Origin of the sequence: Comamonas sp. Tr-654, from assembly GCF_011752915.1 — a bacterium.
Classification (GTDB): Bacteria; Pseudomonadota; Gammaproteobacteria; order Burkholderiales; family Burkholderiaceae_C; genus Comamonas.
Genome location: NZ_VWWQ01000004.1, coordinates 380616 through 405252 on the forward strand (window position 1 = coordinate 380616; position 24637 = coordinate 405252).

The 24637-nt window shown below is 63.2% G+C and carries 20 protein-coding genes; 7 read left to right on the forward strand and 13 right to left on the reverse strand.

Translation table 11 applies throughout. From position 1 onward, the window contains the following. Positions 1 to 63 precede the first annotated feature (63 nt). From tcuB to F3J24_RS15015, 4 genes are all read right to left on the reverse strand, one after another. On the reverse strand, positions 64 to 1272 hold the full coding sequence (gene tcuB, locus F3J24_RS15000; protein ID WP_205244790.1) for a tricarballylate utilization 4Fe-4S protein TcuB: 1209 nt from the start codon (positions 1270 to 1272) through the stop codon (positions 64 to 66). A gap of 3 nt (positions 1273 to 1275) precedes the next feature. Further along, positions 1276 to 2727 (reverse strand): FAD-dependent tricarballylate dehydrogenase TcuA, encoded by a 1452-nt coding sequence (tcuA, locus tag F3J24_RS15005; RefSeq protein ID WP_167007838.1) that lies wholly within the window; start codon positions 2725 to 2727, stop codon positions 1276 to 1278. Between the two features lie 292 nt (positions 2728 to 3019). After that, a complete protein-coding gene (locus F3J24_RS15010; protein ID WP_167007841.1) occupies positions 3020 to 4405 on the reverse strand; it encodes a GntP family permease in 1386 nt (461 codons plus the stop codon). A 314-nt stretch (positions 4406 to 4719) separates the two neighbouring features. Next, complete coding sequence (locus F3J24_RS15015; protein ID WP_167007843.1) at positions 4720 to 5658, reverse strand: LysR substrate-binding domain-containing protein; 939 nt, start codon at positions 5656 to 5658, stop codon at positions 4720 to 4722. A gap of 53 nt (positions 5659 to 5711) precedes the next feature. On the opposite strand from F3J24_RS15015, the gene mnmA reads away from it, so the two are divergent. Beyond that, positions 5712 to 6842 carry a tRNA 2-thiouridine(34) synthase MnmA gene (mnmA, locus tag F3J24_RS15020; RefSeq protein WP_167007846.1) on the forward strand — a complete coding sequence of 377 codons (1131 nt, stop codon included), beginning with the start codon at positions 5712 to 5714 and terminating at the stop codon, positions 6840 to 6842. Between the two features lie 3 nt (positions 6843 to 6845). Here the strand turns inward: mnmA and F3J24_RS15025 are convergent, their stop codons facing one another. From F3J24_RS15025 to F3J24_RS15035, 3 genes are read right to left on the reverse strand one after another with little or no spacing between them, the layout of a single operon-like run. Next, positions 6846 to 8042 (reverse strand): transcriptional regulator, encoded by a 1197-nt coding sequence (locus F3J24_RS15025; protein WP_167007848.1) that lies wholly within the window; start codon positions 8040 to 8042, stop codon positions 6846 to 6848. An 18-nt stretch (positions 8043 to 8060) separates the two neighbouring features. Next, entirely contained in the window at positions 8061 to 10001 is a 1941-nt protein-coding gene (locus F3J24_RS15030; protein WP_167007850.1) for an ATP-binding protein, read from the reverse strand. Further along, on the reverse strand, positions 10002 to 10694 hold the full coding sequence (locus F3J24_RS15035) for a response regulator transcription factor (RefSeq protein ID WP_043004610.1): 693 nt from the start codon (positions 10692 to 10694) through the stop codon (positions 10002 to 10004). Between the two features lie 258 nt (positions 10695 to 10952). Here F3J24_RS15035 and F3J24_RS15040 point away from each other — a divergent pair, with 258 nt between their 5' ends. After that, positions 10953 to 11645, forward strand: coding sequence for a TerC family protein (locus F3J24_RS15040; protein ID WP_167007853.1), 693 nt, complete (start codon positions 10953 to 10955; stop codon positions 11643 to 11645). Positions 11646 to 11717: 72 nt separating this feature from the next. Here F3J24_RS15040 and F3J24_RS15045 read toward each other — a convergent pair whose 3' ends face one another. The 4 genes from F3J24_RS15045 to F3J24_RS15060 all read right to left on the reverse strand — a co-directional run bounded on the left by F3J24_RS15045 (position 11718) and on the right by F3J24_RS15060 (position 17090). Further along, positions 11718 to 12143 (reverse strand): barstar family protein, encoded by a 426-nt coding sequence (locus tag F3J24_RS15045; protein ID WP_029158432.1) that lies wholly within the window; start codon positions 12141 to 12143, stop codon positions 11718 to 11720. A 142-nt stretch (positions 12144 to 12285) separates the two neighbouring features. Continuing rightward, positions 12286 to 12705 carry a ribonuclease domain-containing protein gene (locus F3J24_RS15050; protein ID WP_167007855.1) on the reverse strand — a complete coding sequence of 140 codons (420 nt, stop codon included), beginning with the start codon at positions 12703 to 12705 and terminating at the stop codon, positions 12286 to 12288. Positions 12706 to 12918: 213 nt separating this feature from the next. Continuing rightward, positions 12919 to 14442 carry a sodium/proline symporter PutP gene (putP, locus tag F3J24_RS15055; protein ID WP_167007859.1) on the reverse strand — a complete coding sequence of 508 codons (1524 nt, stop codon included), beginning with the start codon at positions 14440 to 14442 and terminating at the stop codon, positions 12919 to 12921. Between the two features lie 131 nt (positions 14443 to 14573). After that, positions 14574 to 17090, reverse strand: a complete 2517-nt coding sequence (locus F3J24_RS15060; protein ID WP_370527734.1) for a penicillin-binding protein 1A — start codon at positions 17088 to 17090, stop codon at positions 14574 to 14576. 206 nt (positions 17091 to 17296) lie between these two features. On the opposite strand from F3J24_RS15060, the gene F3J24_RS15065 reads away from it, so the two are divergent. Further along, a complete protein-coding gene (locus tag F3J24_RS15065) occupies positions 17297 to 17782 on the forward strand; it encodes a glutathione peroxidase (RefSeq protein WP_043004613.1) in 486 nt (161 codons plus the stop codon). A 66-nt stretch (positions 17783 to 17848) separates the two neighbouring features. On the opposite strand, the gene F3J24_RS15070 is transcribed toward F3J24_RS15065, so the two are convergent. Continuing rightward, complete coding sequence (locus F3J24_RS15070; protein ID WP_167007864.1) at positions 17849 to 18760, reverse strand: LysR family transcriptional regulator; 912 nt, start codon at positions 18758 to 18760, stop codon at positions 17849 to 17851. A gap of 131 nt (positions 18761 to 18891) precedes the next feature. Between F3J24_RS15070 and F3J24_RS15075 the strand changes: the two genes are divergently transcribed. Both F3J24_RS15075 and ycaC read left to right on the forward strand, forming a co-directional pair. Next, the gene (locus F3J24_RS15075; RefSeq protein WP_167007866.1) at positions 18892 to 19800 is read left to right on the forward strand and encodes a pirin family protein; all 909 of its coding nucleotides are present in this window, start codon (positions 18892 to 18894) and stop codon (positions 19798 to 19800) included. An 85-nt stretch (positions 19801 to 19885) separates the two neighbouring features. Beyond that, complete coding sequence (gene ycaC, locus F3J24_RS15080) at positions 19886 to 20515, forward strand: isochorismate family cysteine hydrolase YcaC (RefSeq protein WP_167007868.1); 630 nt, start codon at positions 19886 to 19888, stop codon at positions 20513 to 20515. Between the two features lie 103 nt (positions 20516 to 20618). On the opposite strand, the gene F3J24_RS15085 is transcribed toward ycaC, so the two are convergent. Further along, complete coding sequence (locus tag F3J24_RS15085) at positions 20619 to 21017, reverse strand: helix-turn-helix domain-containing protein (RefSeq protein ID WP_167007870.1); 399 nt, start codon at positions 21015 to 21017, stop codon at positions 20619 to 20621. 162 nt (positions 21018 to 21179) lie between these two features. Between F3J24_RS15085 and F3J24_RS15090 the strand changes: the two genes are divergently transcribed. Together F3J24_RS15090 and F3J24_RS15095 are read left to right on the forward strand one after the other, a co-directional pair. Next, the gene (locus tag F3J24_RS15090; protein ID WP_167007872.1) at positions 21180 to 22187 is read left to right on the forward strand and encodes an NAD(P)-dependent alcohol dehydrogenase; all 1008 of its coding nucleotides are present in this window, start codon (positions 21180 to 21182) and stop codon (positions 22185 to 22187) included. A 1173-nt stretch (positions 22188 to 23360) separates the two neighbouring features. Further along, on the forward strand, positions 23361 to 24620 hold the full coding sequence (locus F3J24_RS15095; RefSeq protein WP_050873325.1) for a nitrate/nitrite transporter: 1260 nt from the start codon (positions 23361 to 23363) through the stop codon (positions 24618 to 24620). Positions 24621 to 24637 lie beyond the last annotated feature (17 nt).

A 24637-nucleotide genomic window follows, 5' to 3' on the forward strand; every position in this document is an offset into this window, starting at 1 on the left:
CCGGCTGATTTTTTTGAAGTGACCGGCATGAGAGGCCATGCCGGCCCGTGGCTTTTCAGACCTTCAATCAGCGCCCAGGCCGATGGGGCTGGGCTCGCGCTTTTCGGTGTTGTGGCGCAGCAGCGCAGCCGTGCGGAACACGCCGTGGGCAAACTTGCCGTAGGGCAGGGTGGCAAACAGCGCAATCACGGCGCCCAGGTGCAGGCACAGCAGCAGTGCCAGCGCCGGCGTGGCGCGGCCCAGCCATAGCGCGAGGCCGCTTGCGGCCACCAGGAACAGCAGGGCGATGAAGCCGAGGTCCATGGGCTTTTGCTTGGCATCGCCATGCAGCGGGTGACGGGCGCGGTTCAGCATCCAGAGGCCGGCCGTGCCGATCATCAGGCTCACGCCACCCAGGGTGCCCAGAATCTTGGGCAGGCTGGGCAGCTCGTAGGGAGCGGGCAGATCGAAGACATAGTGATAGACCGTGGCCAGGCCCGTGGCTGCAAAGCACAGCATGAAGCCGTAGAAGGTCAGGTGGTGGAAGCGGCGACGCTTGAGCGTGTACTCGTCGTCCTCGTTGTGGCAGCCGTCACCGTGGCCGCCGTCCAGGTATTTCAGGCGCAGCACGTCGTGTGTGGCTTCGGCTGCGGCGGGGCCGCTGACATCCACATTGCTGGTGGCGGGCTTCACATCCTTCCAGAAGCGGCGCACGCCCATGAACAGCGCGAAGACCACGAACAGGAAGACCGGCGCAAAGATGCCGACCAGCAGATTGTGCGGGAACAGGTTGTAGAAGTTGTTGCCCAGATTGCCGTTCCACAGTTGGCCAATGCCACCTTGCGCCGCGACGGCCAGCGCCAGGAACAGGAAGAGGCCGGCGACCAGTGCCAAGGACAGGGTCAGACCGCTCTTCTGGTACAGCTTGCCCATGGCGGGCGGCCAGGCATAGTCGGCATAGGTCTGGCCGCGCACTTCGGCCATGGCCTTGGGAATGTTGATGCCGAATTCGTGCGGCGGCGCGTACTGGCAGGCGTGCAAGCAGGCGCCGCAGTTGTGGCAGAGATTGGCCAGGTAATGCACATCGGCCTTGCCGAACTCCAGACGGCGCGTCATGGCCGGGAATACGGCGCAGAAACCTTCGCAATAGCGGCAGGCATTGCAGATCTGCATCACGCGCGCCACTTCGCTTTCGGCAGCGGTTTCCGTTGGGGCGGGGAGGATGGGAATCACCTTGCCGGTGGCCAGGGTCTGGGCTTCCTTGCCCAGTTCTTGCAGGGATTGGATGCTCATGACTCAGACCTCATCTTTCACAGCGCCGTGCACGGCGTCTTTGCCTTGTGCTGCCAGGGCGGCGTTGCGCCCGGCGATACGGCCAAAGGCCGTGCCGATCGACATGCCCACGCCGGCCGTGTAGCCCTTGCCCAGCACATTGCCTGCCATCATTTCGCCGGCCACGAACAGGTTCTGGCTGGGTTGATCCTTGAAGCGCACGGCGGATGTGTCGTCCACCTTCAGGCCCAGATAGGTGAAGGTCACGCCGGGGCGCAGCGCGTAGCCGTAGTAGGGGCCGGTATCGAGCGGGCGAGCCCAGTGCGTCTTGGCGGGAGCCAGGCCTTCGGTGTGGCAGTCGTCCAGCGCGGTATGGTCGAAATGGCCGACCTTGCAGCTGCTGTTGTAGGCGTCGAGGGTGGCCATGAAGGTGTCCACATCCAGACCCAGCTTCTGTGCCAGCTCGGGCAGGGAGTCGGCCTTTACGCCAGGGAACACCGGTGGCATGAAGCGGCCTATGGCCTTGCTGTCGATGATGGAGTAGGCGATCTGGCCAGGCTGCTGGGCCACCAGACGGCCCCAGATCGCATAGCGCTTGGGCCAGAAGTCCTCGCCCTCGTCATAAAAGCGCTGGGCATCGCGGTTCACCACCACGCCCAGCGAGACGCAGTCGATACGCGTGCAGATGCCGCCGTCGTACAGCGGAGCGCGGGCATCAATGGCCACCATGTGTGCCTGGGTGGGATCGCCCAGGCCGTCGGCCTGCTGCTCTTGCAGCATGTGCTTGAGCAGCACGCCCTGGTTGAAGGCCGTGCCGCGGATGATGAAGTTGTCGGCCGGCCACTCGCCGCGCTCGTTCTGGCCCCAGGCCTCGCGCAGCCATTCGCGGTTGGACTCGAAGCCGCCCGCCGCCAGCACGCAGCTCTTGGCCGTGATGCGCTGGCTCCCATCCTTGGTCTTGACCCAGGCAGCCTGGAACCGGCCGTTCTCGATTTCGAGCTTGTCCACGGGCGACTCGTAGCGGATTTCCACGCCCAGCTTTTCGGCGCTGCGGAAATAGGCGTTCACCAGTGCCTTGCCGCCGCCCATGAAGAAGGCATTGGTGCGCGCCACATGCAGCGCGCCCGAGAGCGGCGGCTGAAAGTGCACGCCATGCTTGCGCATCCAGCTGCGGCAGGTCGAGGAGGCCCGGATCACCATGCGCGCCAGATGCTCGTTGGTGATGCCGCCCGTGACCTTGAGCAAGTCCTGCCAGTACTCTTCTTCGGGATAGGCCTCGACCAGCACGTCCTGGGGAGCGTCGTGCATGCAGCGCAGATTGCGGGTGTGGCCGGAGTTGCCGCCGCGCCAGGCGCGCGGAGCGGATTCAAGCAGCAGCACGCGGCTGCCGGCTTCGCGCGCCATCAGCGCGGCGCACAGGGCGGCATTGCCACCACCGATGACGAGTACATCGGTGTCAAAGGCTTCAGTTTTCATGATGGGCTGCCACGGGGCGATGCCTGCAGCGGTTCAACGTGGGTGGATGTCCTCTGTCATTTCCGCTGCCGGAGCGCGGTTGACAGGGTCAGATTGGAGTTGAACGCCACTGTAGTGAGCACCGCCTCACCCGTGCAGCGGGGCTAGGGGATGGGGGTATCACCAATCGTGATGGATTGGTTGTGCCGTGGGCGGAAGCCGGCGTGATGCGGCCATGCGCCACAGGCTGCTGCACGGTGGCAGGCACCGGGGCCGCTGCGCTGCAGCCCCGGTGTGGCCTGGATGGCCAGCCTCAATGCACGGTGACGAGCGCGTTGAAGAGCAGCACCATGATCAGGCCCACCACGGCCACGATGGACTGCACGACCGAGATGGTCTTGGTGGCTTCGCCCATGGTCATGCCGAAGGACTCCTTGACCATCCAGAAACCGGCGTGGTTGGCATAGTTGAAGAACAGCGAGCCGCAGCCGATGGACAGGGCCAGCAGAGGCAGGTTCAGGCTGGGGTCGGCCCCCGCCAGCGGCGCCAGCAGGCCGGCAGCGCCCACGATGCCCACGGTGGCCGAGCCGGTGGAGACGGACAGCAGCATGGCGATCAGCCAGCCCAGGATCAGCGGCGGGAAGGCGAACTGCTGGGTCAGATGGACGATGGCATCACCGACCTTGGCGCTGGTCAGCATCTGCTGGAAGGCGCCGCCGCCGGCAATGATCATGATGATGGAGGCAATCGGCTTGAGGCTCTTGCCCAGCGCGTCGCGCAGCTTTTCGGTATCGCCGCCACGGGCCATCACCAGGGCCACGATGGCGAACAGCACGCCCAGCAGCATGGCGATCAGGGGATTGCCCAGGAAGCTGGCCACATGCATGGCTGCCGCATCCTTGGGCAGCAGCATCTCGGCGACGGCGTGGATCAGCATCAGAATGGCGGGCAGCAGGGCCGCCAGCACGCCCAGGGCGATGCTGGGCTGCTGGCCGGCAATGGCTTTTTCGGTGATGGTGAACTGGTCCAGCAAGGCCTGGTCGGGCTTGGTGCTCATGCGCGGGGCGATGAAGGCGCCATACAGCGGGCCGCCGAGAACCATGGCTGGAATCGCCGCCAGAAAACCGTACAGCATGGTCGGGCCGACCGTGGTCTTGAGGGTGGCGATGGCGGTCAGGGGGCCGGGATGGGGCGGAACCATGCCGTGCATGGCCGCCAGTGCCGAGATCACGGGCACGCCGACGTAGACATAGGCCGAGCCCTTGAATCGGGCCTGGCCTTCCAGCTTGCGCGCCACGCTGAAGATCAGCGGCAGCATGACCACCAGGCCGACCTCGAAGAACATGGGGATGCCGACGATGAAGGCCACCAGGGTCATGGCCCAGGGGATCATGCGATCTGAGGAGTGCCTGAGAATGGCTTCGGCGATCTGCTCGGTGATGCCTGCATCGGCCAGGATCTTGCCCAGCATGGCGCCCAGCGCGATCACGACGCCTACGGCGCCCAGCGTTTTGCCTGCGCCGTTGGTCAGCTGCTTGACGATGGTTTCCGGATCCATGCCAGTGGCAAAGCCGACGCCTAGCGAGACGATGAGCAGGGCCAGCAGCGGGTGCAGCTTGATGCGTGAAACGATCAATGCGACCAACACCAGCACGCTGACCAGGGCGGTCAGCAGCAACTGAATATCGAGAGATGTCATAAATGAACCTTGGTTTTGGCTGGCTGTCCTGAAGCGCACTTCACATCCAGCACGAGGCAAGGCTCATATTAAAAAAGCGCACTCGCACGCGCTGTAGGCTGGCGCCGTCGGCGTGATGCAAGATGGATGTCGAGATGCGGCCCAGGGGGCGCAACAGCAATGTTGTAATGAAGATCTAGGTTTGCCACCAGGTATGAGCTTCACATGGCAACAAAGTTGCTGTGGAAATTACGTAAGCCCGTGCCCGGCTTTTTCCTGCTCTATCCTGAGTTCCTGATTCCACCGTCGGCAGGCCGGCCTATCGCTTCGTGGGCTCAGTCCGTCAGCGACGCGCCCCGCCAGACTCCCGAATGCACCAGCTGGCGCGCGCAGTCCGTCAACACGACGCGTGCCGCCAGGGCGGCGGGTGACAGCTCATCGTCAGACAGGCTGCACAGGGCGGCCTTGCGCCGCACCGAGTCATCGGCGATCTGCGACCACTGAAAGCGCTCGGCCGCATCACGGTACATGCCCACGGCCGACCAGGGCTGGACCGTGGCGCCCATGCCGGCATCGACTGCTTCCATCAGCAGGGTGAGCGAGTCGATCTCCATGGCCATCTGCGACTGAAAGCCGGCACTGGTGAACGAAGCCATGATGGAGCTGCGCAGGCCGTGGCTGCCCGAGGGCAGGATCAGCGGCACCTGCTGCAGCTGCTCCAGGCTGATAGGCACTTCATGCTGAATCTGCGGCGCTACCAGTTGCTGGCGCGACTGGATCAGAAACAGCTGCTCTTCCAGCAGAGGCATCACGCTCCATCGCCTGGCGCTCTGAGTATCGAAAAGGATGGCCAGATCCAGCTGCCTGGCGTTGAGAAGACTCGTCAGATGCCCCGAGAGGGCTGACACCATGTGCAGACGCACCTCGGGGTAGCGCTCGCGCATGGCGCGCATCAGTGGCAGGCCCAGCACATTCGCAATCGTGGGCGACAGGCCCATGCTGACGGCGCCCGACAGCCGCGCCTGCTGGGCCGCGTGAATGGCCTGCTGGGCATGGCGCAGGGTCAGCTGGGCTTGGTGGAAAAAGGCCTGGCCGGCTTCGGTAGGAATCACTCCGCGCGGCGTGCGCTGCAGCAGCCGGGTCGAGAGTTCTGACTCCAGGCGGCTGATCTGCTGGCTCAGCGCCGACTGCACCATGTCCAGATCCAGCGCTGCCCGGCTCATGGAGCCCAGTTCAACAATTCGTACAAAGTAGCGCAGCTGGCGCAGTTCCATGGCAAATCCTCACGCCCGCAGCAGTTGACGGGCGCTGGGATAATCGCATACCTATGAGCAACAAGCAGCGTGTCGTGGTGGGTTTGTCGGGTGGTGTGGATTCCGCCGTCACCGCCTATCTTCTCAAAAAGCAGGGCCATGAGGTCGTCGGCATCTTCATGAAGAACTGGGAAGATGACGACGACAGCGAGTACTGCTCGTCGAATATCGACTTTGTCGATGCGGCGGCGGTGGCCGACGTGATCGGCATCGAGATCGAGCACGTGAACTTTGCCGCCGACTACAAGGACCGCGTGTTTGCCGAGTTCCTGCGCGAGTACCAGGCTGGTCGCACGCCCAATCCAGACGTGCTGTGCAATGCGGAGATCAAGTTCAAGGCCTTTCTCGACCACGCCATGCGCCTGGGAGCAGAAAAGATAGCCACCGGCCACTATGCACGCGTGCGCCAGAACCCCTCCACCGAGCTGTTCGAGCTGCTCAAGGGCCTGGATAACAGCAAGGATCAGAGCTATTTCCTGCACCGCCTGAACCAGGCCCAGCTGTCCAAGGCCATGTTCCCCGTGGGCGAGCTGCACAAGACCGAGGTGCGCCGCATTGCCGAAGAGATCGGCCTGCCTAACGCCAGGAAGAAGGACTCGACAGGCATCTGCTTCATCGGCGAGCGCCCGTTCCGCGACTTTCTGAACCGCTACATCAGCAAGGAACCGGGGCCTATCCTGGACGACCGCAACCGCAAGCTGGGCAATCATGTGGGCCTGTCCTTCTACACACTGGGGCAGCGTTCGGGTCTGGGCATTGGCGGGGTCAAGGAAAAGGGTGCCGCCCGTGGTGCAGGCGATCATGCGCCCTGGTTTGTGGCGCGCAAGGAAATGGACAAGAACATTCTGCGTGTAGTGCAGGGCCATGACCATCCGCTGCTGCTGTCGCATGCGCTGCTGGCCGATCAGGTCAGCTGGGTGGCCGGCCATGCCCCGGCAGAGGGCAAGGCCTACGGCTCCAAGACCCGCTATCGCCAGCCGGATTCTCCGGCGCTGATTTCCCAGGCTTCCGAAGCGGGCTTCCGCCTGGACTTCCCCGAAGCGCAATGGGCTGTGACCCCCGGTCAGTCTGCCGTGCTCTATGACGGCGATGTCTGCTTGGGCGGTGGCATCATTGCGCAGGTCGACCCTGCAGCCGCTCGGTAATCGCTAGTAGTCGCGGTTCTCGTCAAACCACTGTTGGGCCTGTTCATGCGTCAGCTTCAGGGCCAGCGCCGCAGGCAGTTGTGCCAGCTGCTGCACGGCCAGTCCCAGGTCTTCACGTTCGCTGGTCTCAATGCCTTTGACCGTGTTGAAGCGGGAGGTAAAGGTCGTCAGTGCAGCTTGTACGTGTCCAAGGCTGCTGGCCGCGCCGATCTCCTGTTCGGCCAGGTCGTAAGCCGCATGTGCAATCCTGGCGCGGGCTGCGGCCCAGCCTGCAAATGGCCGCCCATATTCCTTGTCCCACCATTCGGGCTTGCGTAGCTGGCTGACAGATGTGTAGCCGGCCCAGGATCGTGCCTTGGTGCGCTCCTTGAGCTGCTGGCGCAGGCGGTTTCCGGCGGCTTCTTCCACGTTGTAGGCGATGAAGGAGTCCAGTTGCGGCCAGGCTTGCAGTGCTGGAAGCTCCGACAGATGGCGCATAAAACGCAGTGATAGCGCCCTGAGCTGCGTACATGAAGAAAGCTGGGCCAGATCACTGTGACTCCCCCACAGGGAAAGCGAATCCAGCTTCGAAAATTGCAGCAGATTCTGCAGCGAAACAGCTTGCTTGCCCGCACCGTTGCGCAGCTCCAGCGCGCCAACCTGTTTCAGGCTTCCCATGTCGGGCAGCTGGAAGGCTTTGTCGGCCGGGTTCTTGCTGGTAGCCGGGCTCAAGCTCAGGCTTTCAGGCAGGCCTGCGGTGACGGTGATTTGCTCCAGATTGCCATGCAGATGAAGGTGCATGCCCTGCTGCGGCAGCTTCAGGTAGATATGGCCTTGATGGCCGGCCTGCAGATGAATGCTCAGCTCGCGAATCTGTGACTGACTGGCGTCGATATGCACGTCTTGCTGTAGCTGCGGGTACCAGCTGAAGTTTTCGATAGGGCGCAACTGCGCCCATGTGAAAAAACCGTGGTCATTGCCCGTGTAGTAAAAGCTGCGTGGCCAGGGTGAGCCGGCGGGCGTGGCAAAGGGGTTGAAGCAGTGCCAGAGCACGCAGGCGTCGACAGGCAGCCGCAGGTCGGCGGTTTTCAGCAGCTTCTCGGGACCCAGGCTCAGACTGCCTTGACCGGGGCTGGTTTTGAGTCTGTGCGGTGCACCCGACGTCAGTTGAACGGTGAAGATGCCGTCTTCATGCGGTGTTCCGTCGATAAGCAGGGGCATGCAGAAAGCTTAGCGCAGTTACAGCACGCTCTGTGTCGACGGCATGGCACTCTGTACCTCTGTGTGGCGTTGCACCTTGCCGAGCAGCGGCAGGCTGGCGCGCAGCTCGGTGCGGCCGGGGCGGGACTGTATGACGAGAGTGCCCTGCAGGCGCTCTAAACGCGCCAGCATGCTGCGCATGCCTACGCCCATGCTGTTGATCTGGGTGCTGTCGAGGTCAAAGCCTGTGCCGTTGTCCTCGATCTGCAACTGCAACTCCCTGGAGTCAGGAATCGCCAGCCGAACTTCTACCTGGCTGGCGCGGCTGTGCTTGACGACATTGGTCAAAGCCTCTTCCAGCACGCGGGTCAGCGTCAGGCACTGGATGGGGCTGGGCGCGTGAGTCCAGTAGGTGGGCAGGCTCCATTTCACCTGAATGTCCAGCTCCTCGAACAGCCGTGCAAAGCGGTGGCGCAGCGGTGCAAGCCATTGCATGGGTGTCTCGGGAACCTGGATGGCGGCGCTGGTGCCGGTATCGATCATCTGGCGCAGGTCGTCACGCATCAGCTTGAGCATGGATAGCACCTGGGCATTGGGCAAAGGAGTGCTGCTTTGCTCGACCAGCGCAATGGAGCGCACCAGAGAGCCTCCCAGCCCATCGTGCAGATCCTGGGAGATGCGCAGCCGCTCCTGCAGGCGGGAGTGGCTCAGAGCCAGGTGGTGCTCTCTCTCCAGAGTCTGGCTCAGGTCATCGCAGGCCTGGGTGACCGTGAGGCTGAGCTCGTGATTGAAGCGCTCGATGTGGCGCATGTTCTTGACGATCTGTCGCCCCAGCAACCAGGCGATCACCAGCATGCTCATCAAGGTGGTGTAGGGAATCAGCGTCAGATTGTGATCCAGGGCCTTGGTCAACAGCAACAGGTCGTGGACGCCGATGGCCAGGTAGAGCACGAAGCAGAGACTGAAAATGATGTGGGCCGGCGTGCGCGTCTGCAGCGCACGCAGCGGAAACAGCAGGCAGACCAGAGCGCAAAGACAGAACATCAGCAGCCAGATGGCCTGGCTCAGCGCCATCTGTGCCTCTGGCAAGGTCAGGGCGAACACGGCGCACAGGCTGCACAGACCGGTCAGCGTGCGCTCCAGCTTTTTCAGGCTTAAATCGGCAAAACGCAGCGCAAAAATGCAGAGCGTGTAGGTAAAGGCTATGAAAATCAGCAAATTGCCTCTGGCGAAGGCCTGCGTGCTGGCAAAGGGCCAGGGATCCGTCATGACGATGAAGCACAGCATCAGTGCCCAGCACAGCAGATTGAATGCGTACCAGCCATAGAGTTTCTGGTGGCGATGGTGGAGCCAGGCGAAAGCGAACAGCAGGCACAGCACCAGGCTGACCGTGATGCAGACCACATAGATGGTGCGCAGGCTCCAGGTGGCCTGTGCCGTCCATTGCTCCAGCTCCGCGGGGTCTCCCAGGCGCAGCCGTCCCAGACCCGGCGTCTGGCTGCTGATTCCATGGATGCGCACCCAGATGCTATTGCCTTGCTCCTTGAGCAGTGCCTTGGGCAGCAACCAGTAGCGCGGCATGTTCCAGCTGCGGCTCAGGGGCTCCACCAGTGACTGGTCGCGCCAGATCAGCTCCGAATTCACGAACACCTCGCCCGCCATCACCATATTGATGACGGCCAGAGCTACGGGCTGGTCGTGCCCGCAGCGGCTCTCCCAGTCGATGCGGTACCAGGCAGCGCCGTCATAGCCGGGCCAGCGCTGGCTCCAGTCGTCCAACGGCGGCACATCCACCCACTGCAGCAGGGCTGCATCGGGCGGAGGGCCTTCGGGAAAGGCCTTGGCCGATTGGCGGGCCACGATGCGGGGCTCGCAGCGTAGGTCCTGAGGCTTGGCCTCCTGTGCCCAGGCCATGCTGCAGCTCCATCCCAGGATGAGCGCAAATATCAGGCGGAGCATGAGAGCCGTCCGCTCGGGCATTCAGATCAGCAAACCGCGCGCACGGGCCTCGCTGACCGCCTTGGTTCGGGACGGCACGGCCAGCTTGCGGTAGATGTTTTTCACATGGCATTCCACCGTGTAGCGCGAGAGAAAGAGAGACTCGGCGATCTCCCTGTTGGTCATGCCATCGGCCACCAGCTTGAGGATCTGGATTTCACGGGCGCTGAGTGCGGCCTCGGGCGGCATCGCCTTGTGCGCTTCCGTGGGCTGGGCCGGCTGCAGCTCGGCAATGATGCGCCGTGCAATGAAAGGGTCGATGGGGGCACCGCCGCGCAGCACGCTGCGGATGGACAGCGTGACTTCCAGGTCGTCGCGTTCCTTGAGCACATAGCCGTTGGCCCCGGCGCGCAGCGCCGAAAGAATGGCGTCCTCGGTGCTCCAGGCCGAGATGACCAGAATGCCCATGCCGGGGTCGGCCGCGCGCAGCTGGCTGATCAGGTCGATGCCGCTGCCGTCGGGAAGTCCAAGGTCCACCAGCGCCATGGCCACCGGATGCTCTGCCAGCTGCGCTCGTGCCTGTTTCAGGGTTCCGCAAAAAATGAGAGCATCATCCGCATACCCGAGGCCGCGCAAAATGCTTTCCAGCCTGTTGCGGATCAGCGGCTCATCCTCCACCACGAGCAAGGGGCTGGGGAGGATGGACTCGGTGGGTAGGGAGAATGTCTCTGCCATATTGTGTGGGGTACCGCTGATATTGTGGCGTACTGTCACCGAGATCCGGTGGTTTGCCTATCACTGAAAACTGGTAATTTGAAGCGCTTGCAGGGCCTTGTCAGGTCCGCAATTCCCATGACGCCAGAAGCAATACGCCGGCAACGGCCGCCAGAGCCAGTTGGCTAAACTTTCCCGCATGGATAGCTCCCGGCTGTGCAGCGCGGGGCGTTCGTCCGTTCAAGTAGCAACGGACAAAGAACTCAGGAAGCTCTGCCCATGGATGTCATGCTCGGTGCCGATTTCTGGATCGGCTTGTTCAAAATTGTCTGGATCAACATCATTCTCTCGGGCGACAACGCGGTGGTCATCGCCCTGGCCGCACGTGGACTGCCGCCCGAGCAGCAGAGAAAAGCGGTCATGCTCGGCTCTGGCGCTGCCGTTGTGCTGCGGATTGCCCTGACGGTGGTCGCGGCCAAGCTGATGCAGCTGCCGTTTGTGGAAGTCATCGGCGGCCTGCTGCTGCTGTGGATCGGTGTGGGCCTGCTCAAGGGCGAGGATGAAGCGGAGGATTCCGGCAGCGTGGCCAGGCAGGGCATGATGGCTGCTGTTCGCACCATCTTGCTCGCCGATCTGGTCATGAGCCTGGACAATGTGATCGCCGTGGCGGCGGCGGCGGGGGGCGACATGCTGCTGCTGGTCCTGGGCCTGGCCATCAGCATTCCGCTGGTCATCTTCGGCTCCACGCTGATGATCAAGCTGATGGAGCGCTTCCCGGTGATCGTCACTCTGGGCGCGGCGCTGATCGGCTGGGTGGCTGGCGAAACCATCACCAGCGACCATCTGCTCGAAGGCTTTGTGGAGGTCAATCCCTGGGCGCATTACGCAGCGGCGGCCTGTGGCGCCGTGCTGGTGATTGCGATGGGCAAGTGGATGCAGCAGAAGGCTGCAGCCCAGGGCAGCACGGCCTGAGCCGCTGGCGCTGAAAGCAAAAACGCCCGTAACCAAGACGGGCGCTTTGTGCAGGGCGTGAGCCGCCGGGGCTTACAGGAAGGAGTAGAAGCAGCGGAAGGAGATCTTGCGCTCCGCCCAGAAGTCTGCGGTGTCGCGGAACACATCCAGCAGCTGCTCGCGCACTTCCTTGTCGAATTTAGGAGTGGTCGGGATCTGGTCGAGCACCACCACAAAACCGGGCTGGGGGCCCGATTTGTTGATCGGCTCGGTCATGCAGTCATACAGAGCATCCCAGTTTTTGCCAAAGTGCGCCGGCAGGTAGAACTGGGTGGACAGCAGCTCGAACACATCGGCCTTGGTTTGGGCATGGGCCAGATTGGCATACAGGAAATGGGAGCCCAGCGCCTCTGCTGCGGCCTGAAGATCAGGTATGCGGAAGGCACGAATGGATTGCACGATGTTCGGGCGAACATTGCGCAACGGTGTTTCCGAGGGCTTACGAAGTGGCGTGTCCATCTCCGTGATTCTTTCTAAAAACATCAAAACTGGTGGCAGAGGCGGTACTGACAGCGCTGTAGGCTATCTGCGCAAACCGCCGCTGCGGAATTTAAGAGGTCAAGAGCCGCTGTATGGCGGGCCTGCAGAGCGTTTTTGAATGTCATTGAACGATCTGCTGAAAGCTGTTGTAGTGGTCGCCCGTGTAGAAGCAGGCATCGGGCACCTGGGGCTGCAAGCCGCCGCAGACGATGCGCCGCGCACCCCGGTTTCTCGCGCCCGGCGTGCGCACCGTGTATTCACGGTAGTAGCCTCTGGCCTGGCGCGGAAGTATGCGCTCACGGTTGCCGAATACCGAGCCGTCCTTGTCGTTCGAGAACGGCCCACCTTGCAGGATGCGACCATAGGTGGTGCGGCCTTCGCGGGGCAGGTCGGCCAAGCTTACGGTCTCAAAACCGGAAACGGCGACACTGGCCTCGGGCGCTTTGCGCGCCAAAGCCGCAGGGGATGCCAGCGCAAAAGTGGCACCCAGCATCAACGCTAAACCCGTCTGATATACCTTGGCTGCAGCGGCCTTGAGCATTCACTAAACCTTTCAGAATCTCAGGTAATCCCTGAAATTTCGACCCGTAAGTGTGACGGATAGGCCCTGAAAATGCAAGTTGCGCCTATTTTTTGTGCAGTTGCTGGGGGCGGCTGCCTGGGCTCTTTCGACTCCCTCGTCCCGGATGTCTTGGCAAGAAAAAAGCCCTGCCGGCATGGCCGGGCAGGGCCTTAGCGCAGCAGCCCAGGCTGCTTATTCGCCGTGGGCAGCGATTTCGGCTTCCACCTCGCGGTGCTTGGCTGCCATCGTGGCCGAAGGCGCTTTGTCCAGCAGGCTGACTACTACGATAGCGATAGCAGACAAGGCAAACCCGGGAACGATTTCATAGAGCTTGAACCACTGGTAATGCTGCCAGACCAGAACTGTGACCGCCCCTACGACCATACCGGCCAGGGCGCCGCTGCGCGTCATGCGGGCCCAGAGCAGCGAAATCAGCACCAGCGGGCCGAAGGCGGCGCCGAAGCCGGCCCAGGCATTGCTGACCATGCCCAGCACCTTGGCCTTGGGGTCCTGCGCAATGAGGATGGCAATCACGGCAATCGCGAACACCATGGCGCGACCAAACCAGACCAGCTGCTTCTGGCTGGCGTTCCTGTGTAGAAAGGTCTTGTAGATATCCTGGGTGAGGGCGCTGGAGCAGACCAGCAGCTGGCAGGACAGGGTGCTCATCACGGCGGCCAGCACGGCGGCCAGCAGCACGCCGCTGATCCAGGGGTTGAACAGCAGCTTGGCGACCTCCAGGAACACCAGTTCGTGGTTGCCATTGACGTTCACCGCGATATCAGGGCGGCTGGCAAAGAAGGCAATGCCGAAGAAGCCCACGGCCACGGCGCCGCCCAGGCACAGCACCATCCAGGTCATGCCGATGCGGCGTGCGTTGGGAATGGTCTTGATCGACTCGGCCGCCATGAAGCGCACCAGAATATGGGGCTGGCCGAAGTAGCCCAGACCCCAGGCCAGCAAGGAGATGATGGCAATCGCCCCCTGGCCCTTGAACATGTCGAAGGCGCCGCTGCGGGCGGTGTCGATGATGGCCGCGCTGGCACCCACGCCGCCGTCGGCATAGATCACCATCAGGGGCGCCAGAATCAGTGCGGTGATCATCAGCGAGGCCTGGATGGTGTCGGTCCAGCTCACGGCCAGAAAGCCGCCGATGAACACATAGGCCATGGTGGCTACTGCACCCACCCACAGGGCGGTCTGGTAGTCCATGCCGAACATGGATTCAAACAAGCGGGCACCAGCGACCACGCCGGAGGCGCAGTAGACGGTGAAGAACACCAGGATCACTAGTGCGGTGACGATGCGCAGCAGGCTGCTGCCATCCTCGAAACGGTTGGTGAAGTAATCGGGCAATGTCAGCGCATTGCCGACCTTCTCGGTATAGACGCGCAGGCGTGCCGCGACAAAGCGCCAGTTGAGCCAGGCACCGACGCACAGGCCGATGGCAATCCACGAGGCCGACAGGCCGGTGGCAAACACGGCCCCGGGCAGGCCCATGAGCAGCCAGCCGCTCATGTCCGATGCCCCGGCCGACAGGGCCGTGACCACCGAGCCCAGACTGCGCCCGCCCAGAATGTAGTCGGACAGGTTGGACGTGGCTTTGTATCCCGCCCAGCCTATGAGCAGCATGCCCAGCAGGTAGATGGCAAAGGTGACGAAGGTTGGCGTATTGGCGGTCATGTCGGCTCCGGGTCGGCGCAGCGCTTTCGGCATGTGGGTTTCATGCCCGGCGAAAACAAATCCGCCAGCGGCCTCCTGGTGGGAGACCTGCTGGCGGGTGTCGGTCTGCAATTGGACCAGTTATTCGACAGCCCAGTGGGGCATGTGGCTGAAAATCGCGCTATTTATTGGCTGTCCTGCGGCGCATTCAGTGGCGCCGCTGGCGGCAGCGGTGTGCCTATATCGCTCCAGCTTGAAGGCGCGGGGGGGCTGGCCGGTGCCGGCATCATCTCGCCGGGTGCCAGCCCGGGGCTGCTGTCCAGGTCAGGCGGCTGGGCGCTGCTGTCGGCAGGCGCAGGCTGGACGGCGGTCGATGGCGGCGCTGCGGGCGTGCTTTCGATGATGTCTACCTCGCTGCCATTGCTTCTGTTGGTTGCCGGATGTACGGGAGTCGTCGGCGCTGCATGGTCCTCGTCTGCCGGCCCACTCCATTCCTGCAGCCTGTCGCGCAGACGGCCCACCAGATCGCTCCACCAGTGACTGGTGTTGGGCTCGGTGAACCGGGCTTTGGCATTGAGCAACGGGCTGCGCAGGGCGCGCGACATGAAGTCGCCCACCATGGGCAGGGCGCTGCGCGAGCCCTGGCCCCACTGGTCGCTCTTGAGCGTGATGCGCGCATCGTTGAAGCCGGCCCAGGCACCGGCGACGATCTGCGGGTGCATGAGGATGAACCAGCCGTCGGCATTGCCCTGGGTGGTGCCGGTCTTGCCGGCCACATCGGCGCGAATGCCATATTGCTTGCGAATCGCGCGGCCCGTGCCCTTGTCGATCACGGCGCGCATCATCTCCAGCAGACCGTAGTTCTCTTCCTCGTCCCAGACCTGATCGGGCTTGGGCGGGGTGAATTCGGCCAGCAGCTCGCCGTCGGCATTCTCGATACGGGTGACCAGCTGGGGCGGAGTGTAGTGGCCGGAGTTGGCAATGCTGCCGTAGGCGTTGACCATCTCCAGCAGCGTGACGGGGCTGGAGCCCAGCGCCAGCGAAGGCACGGGCTCCAGCGGGCTCTGGCGCACGCCCAGGGCGCGTGCCAGCTTGATGACGCGGTCCATGCCCACTTCCTGACCCAGCTCGGCCGTGATGGTGTTCTTGGAATAGGCCAGCGCATCGCTGAGCTTCATGGGCACGCCGGTGGGCTCGACGGCATCGCTGGGACGCCATACCTCGCCGCCGGGCAGCTGGATTTCCACGGCTTCGTCCTTGCGCGTGTCGTCGGGCCTGGCCCCGCGCTGCAGGGCTGCGCCATAAACAAAGGGCTTGAAGGTGGAGCCGGGCTGGCGACGCGCCTGGGCCACATGGTCAAACGCATCCTGGGCATAGTCGCGGCTGCCCACCCATGCCAGCACGGCCGAGGTGCGCGGGTCTATGGCCAGAAAGCCGGCCTGCACGCGGGTCTTGTCCTCGCGCAGTTGCCTCATGAAGGTCTTGTCGGCCAGCAGCTTCTTGAGCGCTTCTTCTTCGCTGATATCGGAAGGCTTGCCGCTTCTGGCGAGCTTGCGGAATGCCTCCGTCTCGCGCACCAGTTGCAGTACCAGGGCGTTCTCGGCGCTCCAGCCGTCGCGGTGGCTCCAGTTGTTGTTGGCAATGCCCTGCAGCGTTTGCATCTGGCGGTTCACGGCCTGCTGCGCCCAGTTCTGCAGGCGCGAATCCAGGGTGGTGCGCACCACCAGACCGTCGGTATAGATGTTGTAGTCGTTCTTGTCGGCCCAGGCGATCAGCCATTTGCGCAGCTGCTGGGAAAAATGCGGCGCCATGCCCGTGGGTTCTTCCTGGCGCTCGAAGTCCAGACGCATGGGGCGCTTCTTGAGGCGCTCGAACTCATCGTCCTTGAGCTCGCCGCGCTTGACCATCTGGCTCAGCACGGTGTTGCGCCGGGCAATCGCGCGGTCGGGGTTGATCACCGGGTTGTAATAGGCATTGCCCTTGAGCATGCCCACCAGCGTGGCGCTTTCCAGCACCGTGAGCTTGGCCGCCGGCTTGTCGAAATAGGTGCGCGCCGCCATCTCTATGCCATAGGCGTTGTAGAGAAAGGGAACGGTGTTCAGATAGGTCTCGAGAATCTCGTCCTTGGTGTAGAGCGCTTCGATCTTGAAGGCCGTGATCGCCTCCTTGAGCTTGCGGTTCACATTGCGGGCGCGACCGATTTCCGTGGGATAGAGATTGCGCGCCAGCTGCTGGGTGATGGTGGAGCCGCCCTGGGGGTTGCCGCCCAGCGTATGGATGGCTGAACCCACGGTGCGCGTGAAGTCCATGCCATGGTGCTCGTAGAAGCGGTGGTCTTCGGTGGCCACGAGGGCCTTGACCACGGCGGGCGAAATCTGCTCCAGCGGCACCCACTGGCGGTTGCTGCGTTTGAACTCTCCGATCAGCTTGCCGTCGGCGCTCAGGATTTGCGCAGGCTGCTCTAGCTTGGCCTTGCGGATGTCGCTGATGCTGGGCGTGAACGGAATCAGCAGCAGCACATAGGCGACAAACAGTGCCGGCAAGGCCGCGGCCAACCACAGCCATTCACGCCGCGTCGGCCAGCGACGCCACCAGGGCAGGGCCGCAATGCGCTGGCCCGCAGTGCTGGCGCGAGCGCGCGACCACAGAGCCGTGGCCTGAGCTACCCATTTTTCTTTCAATTCGTTCAAGGACAAACGCACGTTGCAAGGCAGCCCGCCAAGGGCCGCAAGAAGGCAAGACTGCGAAGAATGCCCAAAAAACAGGCGCTCTGCTTGCGGGGATCGGTTTTTCTATGGTCGCAGCCCCGGTATTGTCTCCGTGGCGCGGTTATGCAGGGTTGTTTCTAGCTGTGAGACTGGTTGCCGACTGCCTTAAGCTTGCGGCTTCGCATTGGCGGGAGAGCAGCATGGCAAACAGTGTTTATGACTTTGAAGCCACCGACATCCAGGGGCGCAGCGTTCCTCTGTCGCAGTACCAGGGCAAGGTATTGCTGATCGTGAATACCGCCAGTGCCTGTGGCTTCACGCCTCAGTACAAGGGCTTGCAGGCACTGCACGAGCAGTATGCGGACCGGGGCCTGGTGGTGCTGGGCTTTCCCTGCAACCAGTTTGGCGCCCAGGAAAAAGGCTCGGATGACGAGATAGCGAGCTTTTGCGAGCTGAACTTCGGCGTCAGCTTCCCGCTCATGCACAAGATCGAGGTCAACGGCGACGGTGCACATCCGCTATACCGCTGGCTCACGTCCGAAGCACCGGGCGTGCTGGGCACAAAGTCGATCAAATGGAATTTCACCAAGTTCCTCGTGGGCCGCGACGGGCAGGTGATACGCCGCTACGCGCCCCAGGACAAGCCCGAGAAGCTGGCGGACGATATCCAGGCGGCTCTGGGCTGATGTGGCTGTTATCGTTTCGATAGCTGACAGCGATTGACCAGCAAGTGCAGGAGGCGGTTTTGATGCTCAGTCTTCCGACAAGGTCCTGAAGGATTGGGCCAGATGGTCAAGCAGCGCGCGCACAGCGGGCAGCTGACCGCGGCGCGAAGCGTAGACGGCGTGGATGATCTCAGGCCGCGGCTGCCAGCCCGGCAGCACCTGCACCAGCGTGCCGCTGCGCAGGTCCTCGCGCACGAACATATTGGGCAGCTGCACCACGCCGGCACCCAGCACGGCAGCGTCGCGCAGGGCCAGCATGGACTGCGTCACCAGCCTTGGCTGGTGCCTGACCTCGGCGCGCACGGCGTCGGGGCCGTAAAGTACCCAGCGGTGGGTTTCCTGCACGCCGCCCATGTCCAGACTGGGCCAGGCCGACAGATCCATGGGCCCGCCGGGCTGACCCAGGCGCTGCAGCAGCTCGGGGGCGGCCACCAGGCATTGGCGGCGCTCGGCCAGCGTGCGTAGCACCAGATCGCTGTCCTGCAGTGGCGGTGGGCGCACGCGCAGGGCCAGATCCAGTCCTTCGCCGACCACGTCCACGCGCCGGTTGGTCTCGTCCACCTGCAGTTCCACGCGTGGGTACTGACGCATGAATTCGCCCAGCATGCGGCCCACGCGTGAGGCCAGCAGCGCCACGGGGCAGCTCATGCGCACCTTGCCGCAGGGCTCGGAATGCACCAGCGCCACCGATTCTTCGGCGGCCTCGGCTTCGGTCAGCATGGCGCGGCAGTGCTGGTAATAGCGCTTGCCCACCTCGGTCACGGCAAAGCTGCGTGTGGAGCGCAGCAGCAACTGCGCGCCCAGGCGCTCCTCAAGCAGTGCCACGCGGCGGCTGAGCTTGGACTTGGGCAGCCCCAGGGCGCGGCCGGCGGGTGCAAATCCGCCGTGCTCCACCACTTGGGCGAAGTAGTAGAGCTCATTGAGATCGGGCAGCTTCATCGTTTTAAAAATAGAACTCTGAGGCTGAATATTGTGGACTACTCAATTCATCGTTCCAAATTCATACTTTCTCCATGTTCAACGCCTGCGGCATCCACTGGGACTGCAGGCCAGCCGCAAGGAGAAGCGTCATGCTCAAGAAAATCCTGGGTGTCTACGAAGCCCCCCGTCCACACTGGGTGGGCAATGGCTTTCCCGTGCGTTCGCTGTTCAGCTATGGCGACCACGGCAAGGCCCTGAGCCCCTTTCTGTTGCTGGACCATGCCGGCCCGCAGAACTTCACGCCCACCACGGCACGGCGCGGCGTGGGCACGCACCCGCACCGCGGTTTCGAGACCGTGACCATCGTCTATGAGGGCGAAGTGGCACACCGTGACTCCACAGGGGCCGGCGGCACCATCGGCCCTGGCGACGTGCAGTGGATGACGGCGGCCTCGGGCATCCTGCACGAGGAGTACCACTCCGAAGCCTTTGCCAAGAGCGGCGGCCCGCTGGAGATGGTGCAGCTGTGGGTCAATCTGCCGGCCAGGGACAAGATGTCCGCCCCCGGCTACCAGACCCTGCTGAACGCCGACATCCCGCAGGTTGCGCTGCCGGACGGTGCGGGTCATCTGCGTGTCATTGCCGGCGACTACCTTGGCAGCAAGGGCTCCGCCTATCGCGGCCCGGCGAAGACCTTCACGCCCATCGATGTCTGGGATGTGAGGCTGAACGCCGGAGCCACCACCGAGCTGCAAGCCAGGGCCGGCTACACGCTGGCGCTGGTGGTGCTGCACGGCACGCTGCTGGTCAACGGGCAGGAGATTGCCCGCGCTGGCCAGCTGGTGCATATGGATCGCGCTGCGGACAGCGTGCATCTGGAAGCCAACAGCGACGTCACGCTGCTGTGGCTGTCAGGCGAGCCGATTGACGAGCCCGTGGTCGGCTACGGCCCCTTCGTCATGAACAGCGACGAGGAAATCCAGCAGGCGCTGGAGGATTTCCGCAGCGGCCAGTTCGGCCGCATTCCGGCAGCCGGGCGCCCTGGCGCAACCGCCTGAGCAGGGCGCACGGTATCGATTTTTCCCGTCGGCGGGCAAGTCCGCCGACTTTTTGTTCCCTCCACTACCTCTGAAGGAGTTCGTCATGAGCAACAAGCCCTATATCCGCCTCGACAAGGACAATGCCGCCGTGCTGCTGGTGGATCACCAGACCGGCCTGCTGTCCCTGGTGCGTGACATCGACCCCGACAAGTTCAAGAACAATGTGCTGGCCCTGGCCGACATGGCCGAATACTTCAAGCTGCCCACGATTTTGACCACCAGCTTCGAGACCGGCCCCAACGGCCCGCTGGTGCCCGAGCTCAAGGCGAAATTTCCCACGGCTCCCTATATCGCCCGCCCCGGCCAGATCAATGCCTGGGACAACGAGGACTTCGTCAAGGCCGTCAAGGCCACGGGCAAGAAGCAGCTCATCCTGGCCGGCGTGGTGACCGAGGTCTGCGTGGCCTTTCCGGTGTTGTCGGCCCTGGCTGAAGGCTTCGAGGTGTTCGTGATTGCCGATGCCTCGGGCACCTTCAACAGCATGACCCAGCAGGCTGCCTGGAGCCGCATGGAGCAGGCCGGCGCCCAGCTCATGACCTGGTTCGGCGCGGCCTGCGAGCTGCACCGCGACTGGCGCAACGATATCGAGGGGCTGGGAACGCTGTTCTCCAACCATATCCCCGACTATCGCAACCTGATCAACAGCTACACCACGCTGACCGCCGGCAAATAAGCCCTGCGGCTTCAGACCCAAGCCCGCAGGCTTTTGCAGCCTGCGGGATTTTTGCTGTCAACTTATTGAAACTGATAGCTTTAGACGCTTGATGGGTAAGCGCTCAAGCCTGTTTTTGCTTCAAGTTTGGCAGGCAGCTTGCGCTGTTCTGATCCGCGTCGTGTATGGGCTCGGCCTGAGCAAAGTTCTTGCTGTAGGCGATGCCCCAGTTGCGCATGGCGATCAGCACCGGCTGCAGGCTGCGGCCCAGTTCGGTCAGCGCATAGTCCACGCGCGGCGGCACTTCGGCATACACCGTGCGCTCGACGATGCCGGCCTCTTCCAGCTCGCGCAGCTGCAGCGTCAGCATGCGCTGGGTGATGCCGGGGATGATGCGGCCCAGCTCGCCAAAGCGCTTTTTGCCGGGCAGCAGATGGAACAGGACGACGGGCTTCCAGGTGCCGCCCATGACGGACAGCGTCACCTCCACGGCGCAGCCGCTCTTGCTGTTCAATCGTTTCATGGGCACCTCGCTGCAGTTCTGGACGCCATCATCGTAGCGCCGGCCTGCATTCATGCATTGCTTACATTTTTAATACTACCCAACAAATATGTTGGTACTGGTGGAGGCTGCGCATTGACGGCACCATGCGCAGCATCTGTTTCACCTCTTGAGGAGCACTCCATGAAAGTCATGCAACTGGCCGCGCCCGGCGGTTTCGAAAACCTGAAGCTTGTCGAGCTGCCCGCACCTGCGGCGCCTGCTGCGGGCGAGATCCAGGTGCGCATTCACGCCAGCTCGCTCAACTACCACGACCTGGGCGTGGTGCGCCGTCCCGGTGCGGCGGCCGACGGCCGCATTCCCATGGCTGACGGCGCAGGCCTGGTCACGGCTGTGGGCGCAGGCGTGAAGGAATTTGCCGTGGGCGATGCCGTGGTCTCCACCTTCTTCCCGCAATGGCTGTCGGGCCGCCATGTGCCCTCCGACTTCCAGCTCGTGCCCGGTGACGGCGTGGACGGTTTTGCACGCGAATTCGTGAACCTGCCCGCCACCAGCTTTACCCATGCCCCCAAGGGCTGGAGCCATGCCGAGGCCGCCACGCTGACCACGGCCGGCCTCACGGCCTGGCGTGCGCTGGTGGTGGACGGGCATCTCAAGGCCGGCGACACCGTGCTGGTACTGGGCACGGGCGGCGTCTCCATCTTTGCGCTGCAGATGGCCAAGAGCATGGGCGCCACCGTCATCGCCACCACCTCCAGCGCGGCCAAGGCCGAGCAGCTCAAGGCATTGGGGGCCGATCTGGTGATCAACTACAAGGAGCAGCCCGAATGGGGCGATGCCGTGCTGGCTGCCACCGGCGGTCGCGGTGCCGACATCGTGGTCGAGGTCGGCGGGCCGGGCACCTTGCCCCAGTCGATTCGCGCCTGCGCCGTCGGCGGTCATATCGCGCTGATCGGTGTGCTGACCGGTTTTGCGGGCGCCGTGCCCACAGTGGAGATGATGCGCAAGCAGCAAACTCTCAAGGGCCTGATCGTCGGCAGCCGCGAGCAGCAACAGGACATGGTGCGCGCGTTGGAGAACTTTGGCTGGAAGCCCGTGATCGACAGCCGCTATCCGCTGGAGCAGATGGTGGCGGCCTTCGAACACCAGGCCGCTGGCAAGCATTTCGGCAAGATTTGCCTCGAATATTGATGGCCGATGGCGCTTTGTGCGCCTGAGTTTGAGGCTGATGGGGCATGCGGTTCTTGTTGGGTCACATGCCCTTTCTGTTTTGATAGCCGTCAGCGCTTGATTTTCCTTGCGCTAAGGTCGATTTGGCTTGATTTTTTTGTTTCGGGGACATGCCTTGTCGGCGGACAGAAGGCGGGACTCGGCCCGCCAGCCGACCTACTTTCTTCCGCAAGAAAGTAGGCAAAGAGCCGGCCCCTGCTGCCCACGTCCCCTTCGCTGCGCTTCGGGGCAACCCGCGCCGTCAACCTCTTGTGGCTGTGCGGCAAAACTCGCTGCTTGCTTGCAGCACTCCGCTCAAACAGGTTGCCGCAAGTCAGAGCACGATGCGGCTGCACTCTGCGGTGCAGCCGCGCGCCACAAGAGGCCGCCGTTGCAGGCGTGGGCACAAGGGGCGATACCGGATACGGGATAGCTTCTTTATCAAACTGATAGCTATTACTGCAATCTGTGATTGGGCTGGAAGCCAATTTCGCCACAAATCTCGCAGGCTACCCGTATCCGCCCCGTGTGTCTGAGCCTGCGGCACGTGGTTCGGGCTGCGGGCATTGGCACCGTAGAGTGCCAATGCATCGTGAACAAATTTGCGGCAACCTGTCTGAGCGGCGCGCGTAGCGCAAAGCGAGTTTTTGCCGCACCGCAGCCTGAAATGCGTGACGCAGGTTTGCCCGTAGCGAAGCGCAAGGACGCAGACAGTCGGGTCGCATTCTTTGGGTTACGTTTCTTGTGCGAGCAAGAAAGGTAACTCGCCTGCCGGGGCGAGACCCGGCCTCTGTTGCCAGCAACAAAACCAGAATCAGTTTTGATAGCTGCAACCGCTTGCCATACAAGCGCTACAGCCCACAAACCTCAACCCTCAGACCCCAACACTACCCTCGCCGTCAAAGCAGTCCTCCCCGGCGACGACCCAACCGCCAGCGAGCCACCACTCACGCGCCGTGCACCGCGATGCTGCGGCTGCGAGTGCCCCGGCATGGGCAGGCCGCCAGTGCTTTCTTTTGATACAGCACAAACCTGGCTGCAAATCGGCGGTGACTAGTCACATTGATGGGGGGCGATGGTCGGTCGGCGAATGGCCGCCAGGGCCGCCGATGCCTAGTCTGACGCCATGTCTTCGTGAGTAAAGCGAGAGTGGCCATGACTACAACAAGCCCCCCGTCCGGCAAACCGATGCGGGTCCTGATTTCCAGCACGTTTGCCTTCACCATCTGTTTCGCGGTGTGGATGATCTTCGCGGTGCTGGGTATCCCCATCAAGACGCAGCTGGGATTGTCTGAAACGCAGTTCGGCCTGCTGGCCGCCATGCCGGTGCTGACCGGATCCCTGGTGCGCGTGCCGCTGGGTATCTGGACCGACCGCTATGGCGGTCGGCCCGTGTTCTTCCTGCTGATGCTGGTGGCGGTGGTGCCGATCTGGCTGCTGTCCTATGCCACCGAGTACTGGCAATTTCTGGTGCTGGCGCTGTTTGTCGGTTTGACCGGCGGTTCGTTCTCGGTCGGCACGCCCTATGTGGCGCGCTGGTTCCCGCGACATAAGCAGGGGCTGGCCATGGGCGTGTTTGGCGCAGGCAATTCCGGCTCGGCCATCACCAAGTTCGTGGCCCCGGCCCTGATCGCCGCAGCCGGCGGTGCCTGGGTCATCGTGCCCCAGGTGTACGCCGTGGCGCTGCTGGTGACCGCCATCCTGTTCTGGCTGTTCTCGGCCTCCGATCCGGCGCACCGTGTGACCCAGGGCGCCACCTGGTCGGCGCAGATGGCCATGCTCAAGGACCCCAGGGTGTGGCGCTACTGCCAGTACTACTCGGTGGTGTTCGGTGGCTATGTGGCGCTGGCCTTGTGGATGACCAAGTACTACATCGGCGAGTACGGCTTCGACATGAAGCTGGCGGCCTTGCTGGCCGCATGCTTCTCCCTGCCAGGCGGCGTGCTGCGCGCGTTGGGGGGCTGGATTTCCGACCGCTACGGCGCCTACAAGACCACATGGTGGGTGATGTGGGTGTGCTGGGTGGCGTTCTTCCTGCTCAGCTATCCGCAGACCGAGTTCACCATCGCGACCGCCAACGGACCGCGCAGTTTCGGCATTGCGCTGGGGCCCTTCGCTTTCACGGCCTTGTTGTTCGTGGTCGGCATCGCGATGGCCATAGGCAAGGCTTCCGTCTTCAAGTTCATCTCCGATGAGTTCGGCGAAAACATCGGCGCCGTGTCCGGCATCGTCGGGCTGGCCGGCGGGCTGGGCGGCTTCGTGCTGCCCATCATGTTCGGCCTGCTGCTGGACCTGACCGGCGTGCGCTCCAGCGCTTTCATGCTGCTCTACGGCACGGTCTGCGTCTCCCTGATCTTCATGCACTTCAGCTTCCGCGGCACAAGCGCGGCCCTGGCCGGCAAGCAAGCGGCCTGACTCCCTCAACCAACCAA

Excerpts from the sequence above, each read along its gene's own strand:
- mnmA (WP_167007846.1), top strand. The coding sequence starts at position 5,712 with ATGAGCAACAAGCAGCGTGTCGTGGTGGGTTTGTCGGGTGGTGTGGAT.
- F3J24_RS15045 (WP_029158432.1), bottom strand. The coding sequence starts at position 12,143 with ATGGACACGCCACTTCGTAAGCCCTCGGAAACACCGTTGCGCAATGTT.
- F3J24_RS15015 (WP_167007843.1), bottom strand. The coding sequence starts at position 5,658 with ATGGAACTGCGCCAGCTGCGCTACTTTGTACGAATTGTTGAACTGGGC.
- ycaC (WP_167007868.1), top strand. The coding sequence starts at position 19,886 with ATGAGCAACAAGCCCTATATCCGCCTCGACAAGGACAATGCCGCCGTG.
- F3J24_RS15085 (WP_167007870.1), bottom strand. The coding sequence starts at position 21,017 with ATGAAACGATTGAACAGCAAGAGCGGCTGCGCCGTGGAGGTGACGCTG.
- F3J24_RS15035 (WP_043004610.1), bottom strand. The coding sequence starts at position 10,694 with ATGGCAGAGACATTCTCCCTACCCACCGAGTCCATCCTCCCCAGCCCC.
- putP (WP_167007859.1), bottom strand. The coding sequence starts at position 14,442 with ATGCCGAAAGCGCTGCGCCGACCCGGAGCCGACATGACCGCCAATACG.
- F3J24_RS15050 (WP_167007855.1), bottom strand. The coding sequence starts at position 12,705 with ATGCTCAAGGCCGCTGCAGCCAAGGTATATCAGACGGGTTTAGCGTTG.
- F3J24_RS15040 (WP_167007853.1), top strand. The coding sequence starts at position 10,953 with ATGGATGTCATGCTCGGTGCCGATTTCTGGATCGGCTTGTTCAAAATT.
- tcuA (WP_167007838.1), bottom strand. The coding sequence starts at position 2,727 with ATGAAAACTGAAGCCTTTGACACCGATGTACTCGTCATCGGTGGTGGC.
- F3J24_RS15025 (WP_167007848.1), bottom strand. The coding sequence starts at position 8,042 with ATGCCCCTGCTTATCGACGGAACACCGCATGAAGACGGCATCTTCACC.
- F3J24_RS15075 (WP_167007866.1), top strand. The coding sequence starts at position 18,892 with ATGCTCAAGAAAATCCTGGGTGTCTACGAAGCCCCCCGTCCACACTGG.
- F3J24_RS15090 (WP_167007872.1), top strand. The coding sequence starts at position 21,180 with ATGAAAGTCATGCAACTGGCCGCGCCCGGCGGTTTCGAAAACCTGAAG.
- tcuB (WP_205244790.1), bottom strand. The coding sequence starts at position 1,272 with ATGAGCATCCAATCCCTGCAAGAACTGGGCAAGGAAGCCCAGACCCTG.
- F3J24_RS15070 (WP_167007864.1), bottom strand. The coding sequence starts at position 18,760 with ATGAAGCTGCCCGATCTCAATGAGCTCTACTACTTCGCCCAAGTGGTG.
- F3J24_RS15065 (WP_043004613.1), top strand. The coding sequence starts at position 17,297 with ATGGCAAACAGTGTTTATGACTTTGAAGCCACCGACATCCAGGGGCGC.
- F3J24_RS15030 (WP_167007850.1), bottom strand. The coding sequence starts at position 10,001 with ATGCCCGAGCGGACGGCTCTCATGCTCCGCCTGATATTTGCGCTCATC.
- F3J24_RS15095 (WP_050873325.1), top strand. The coding sequence starts at position 23,361 with ATGACTACAACAAGCCCCCCGTCCGGCAAACCGATGCGGGTCCTGATT.
- F3J24_RS15010 (WP_167007841.1), bottom strand. The coding sequence starts at position 4,405 with ATGACATCTCTCGATATTCAGTTGCTGCTGACCGCCCTGGTCAGCGTG.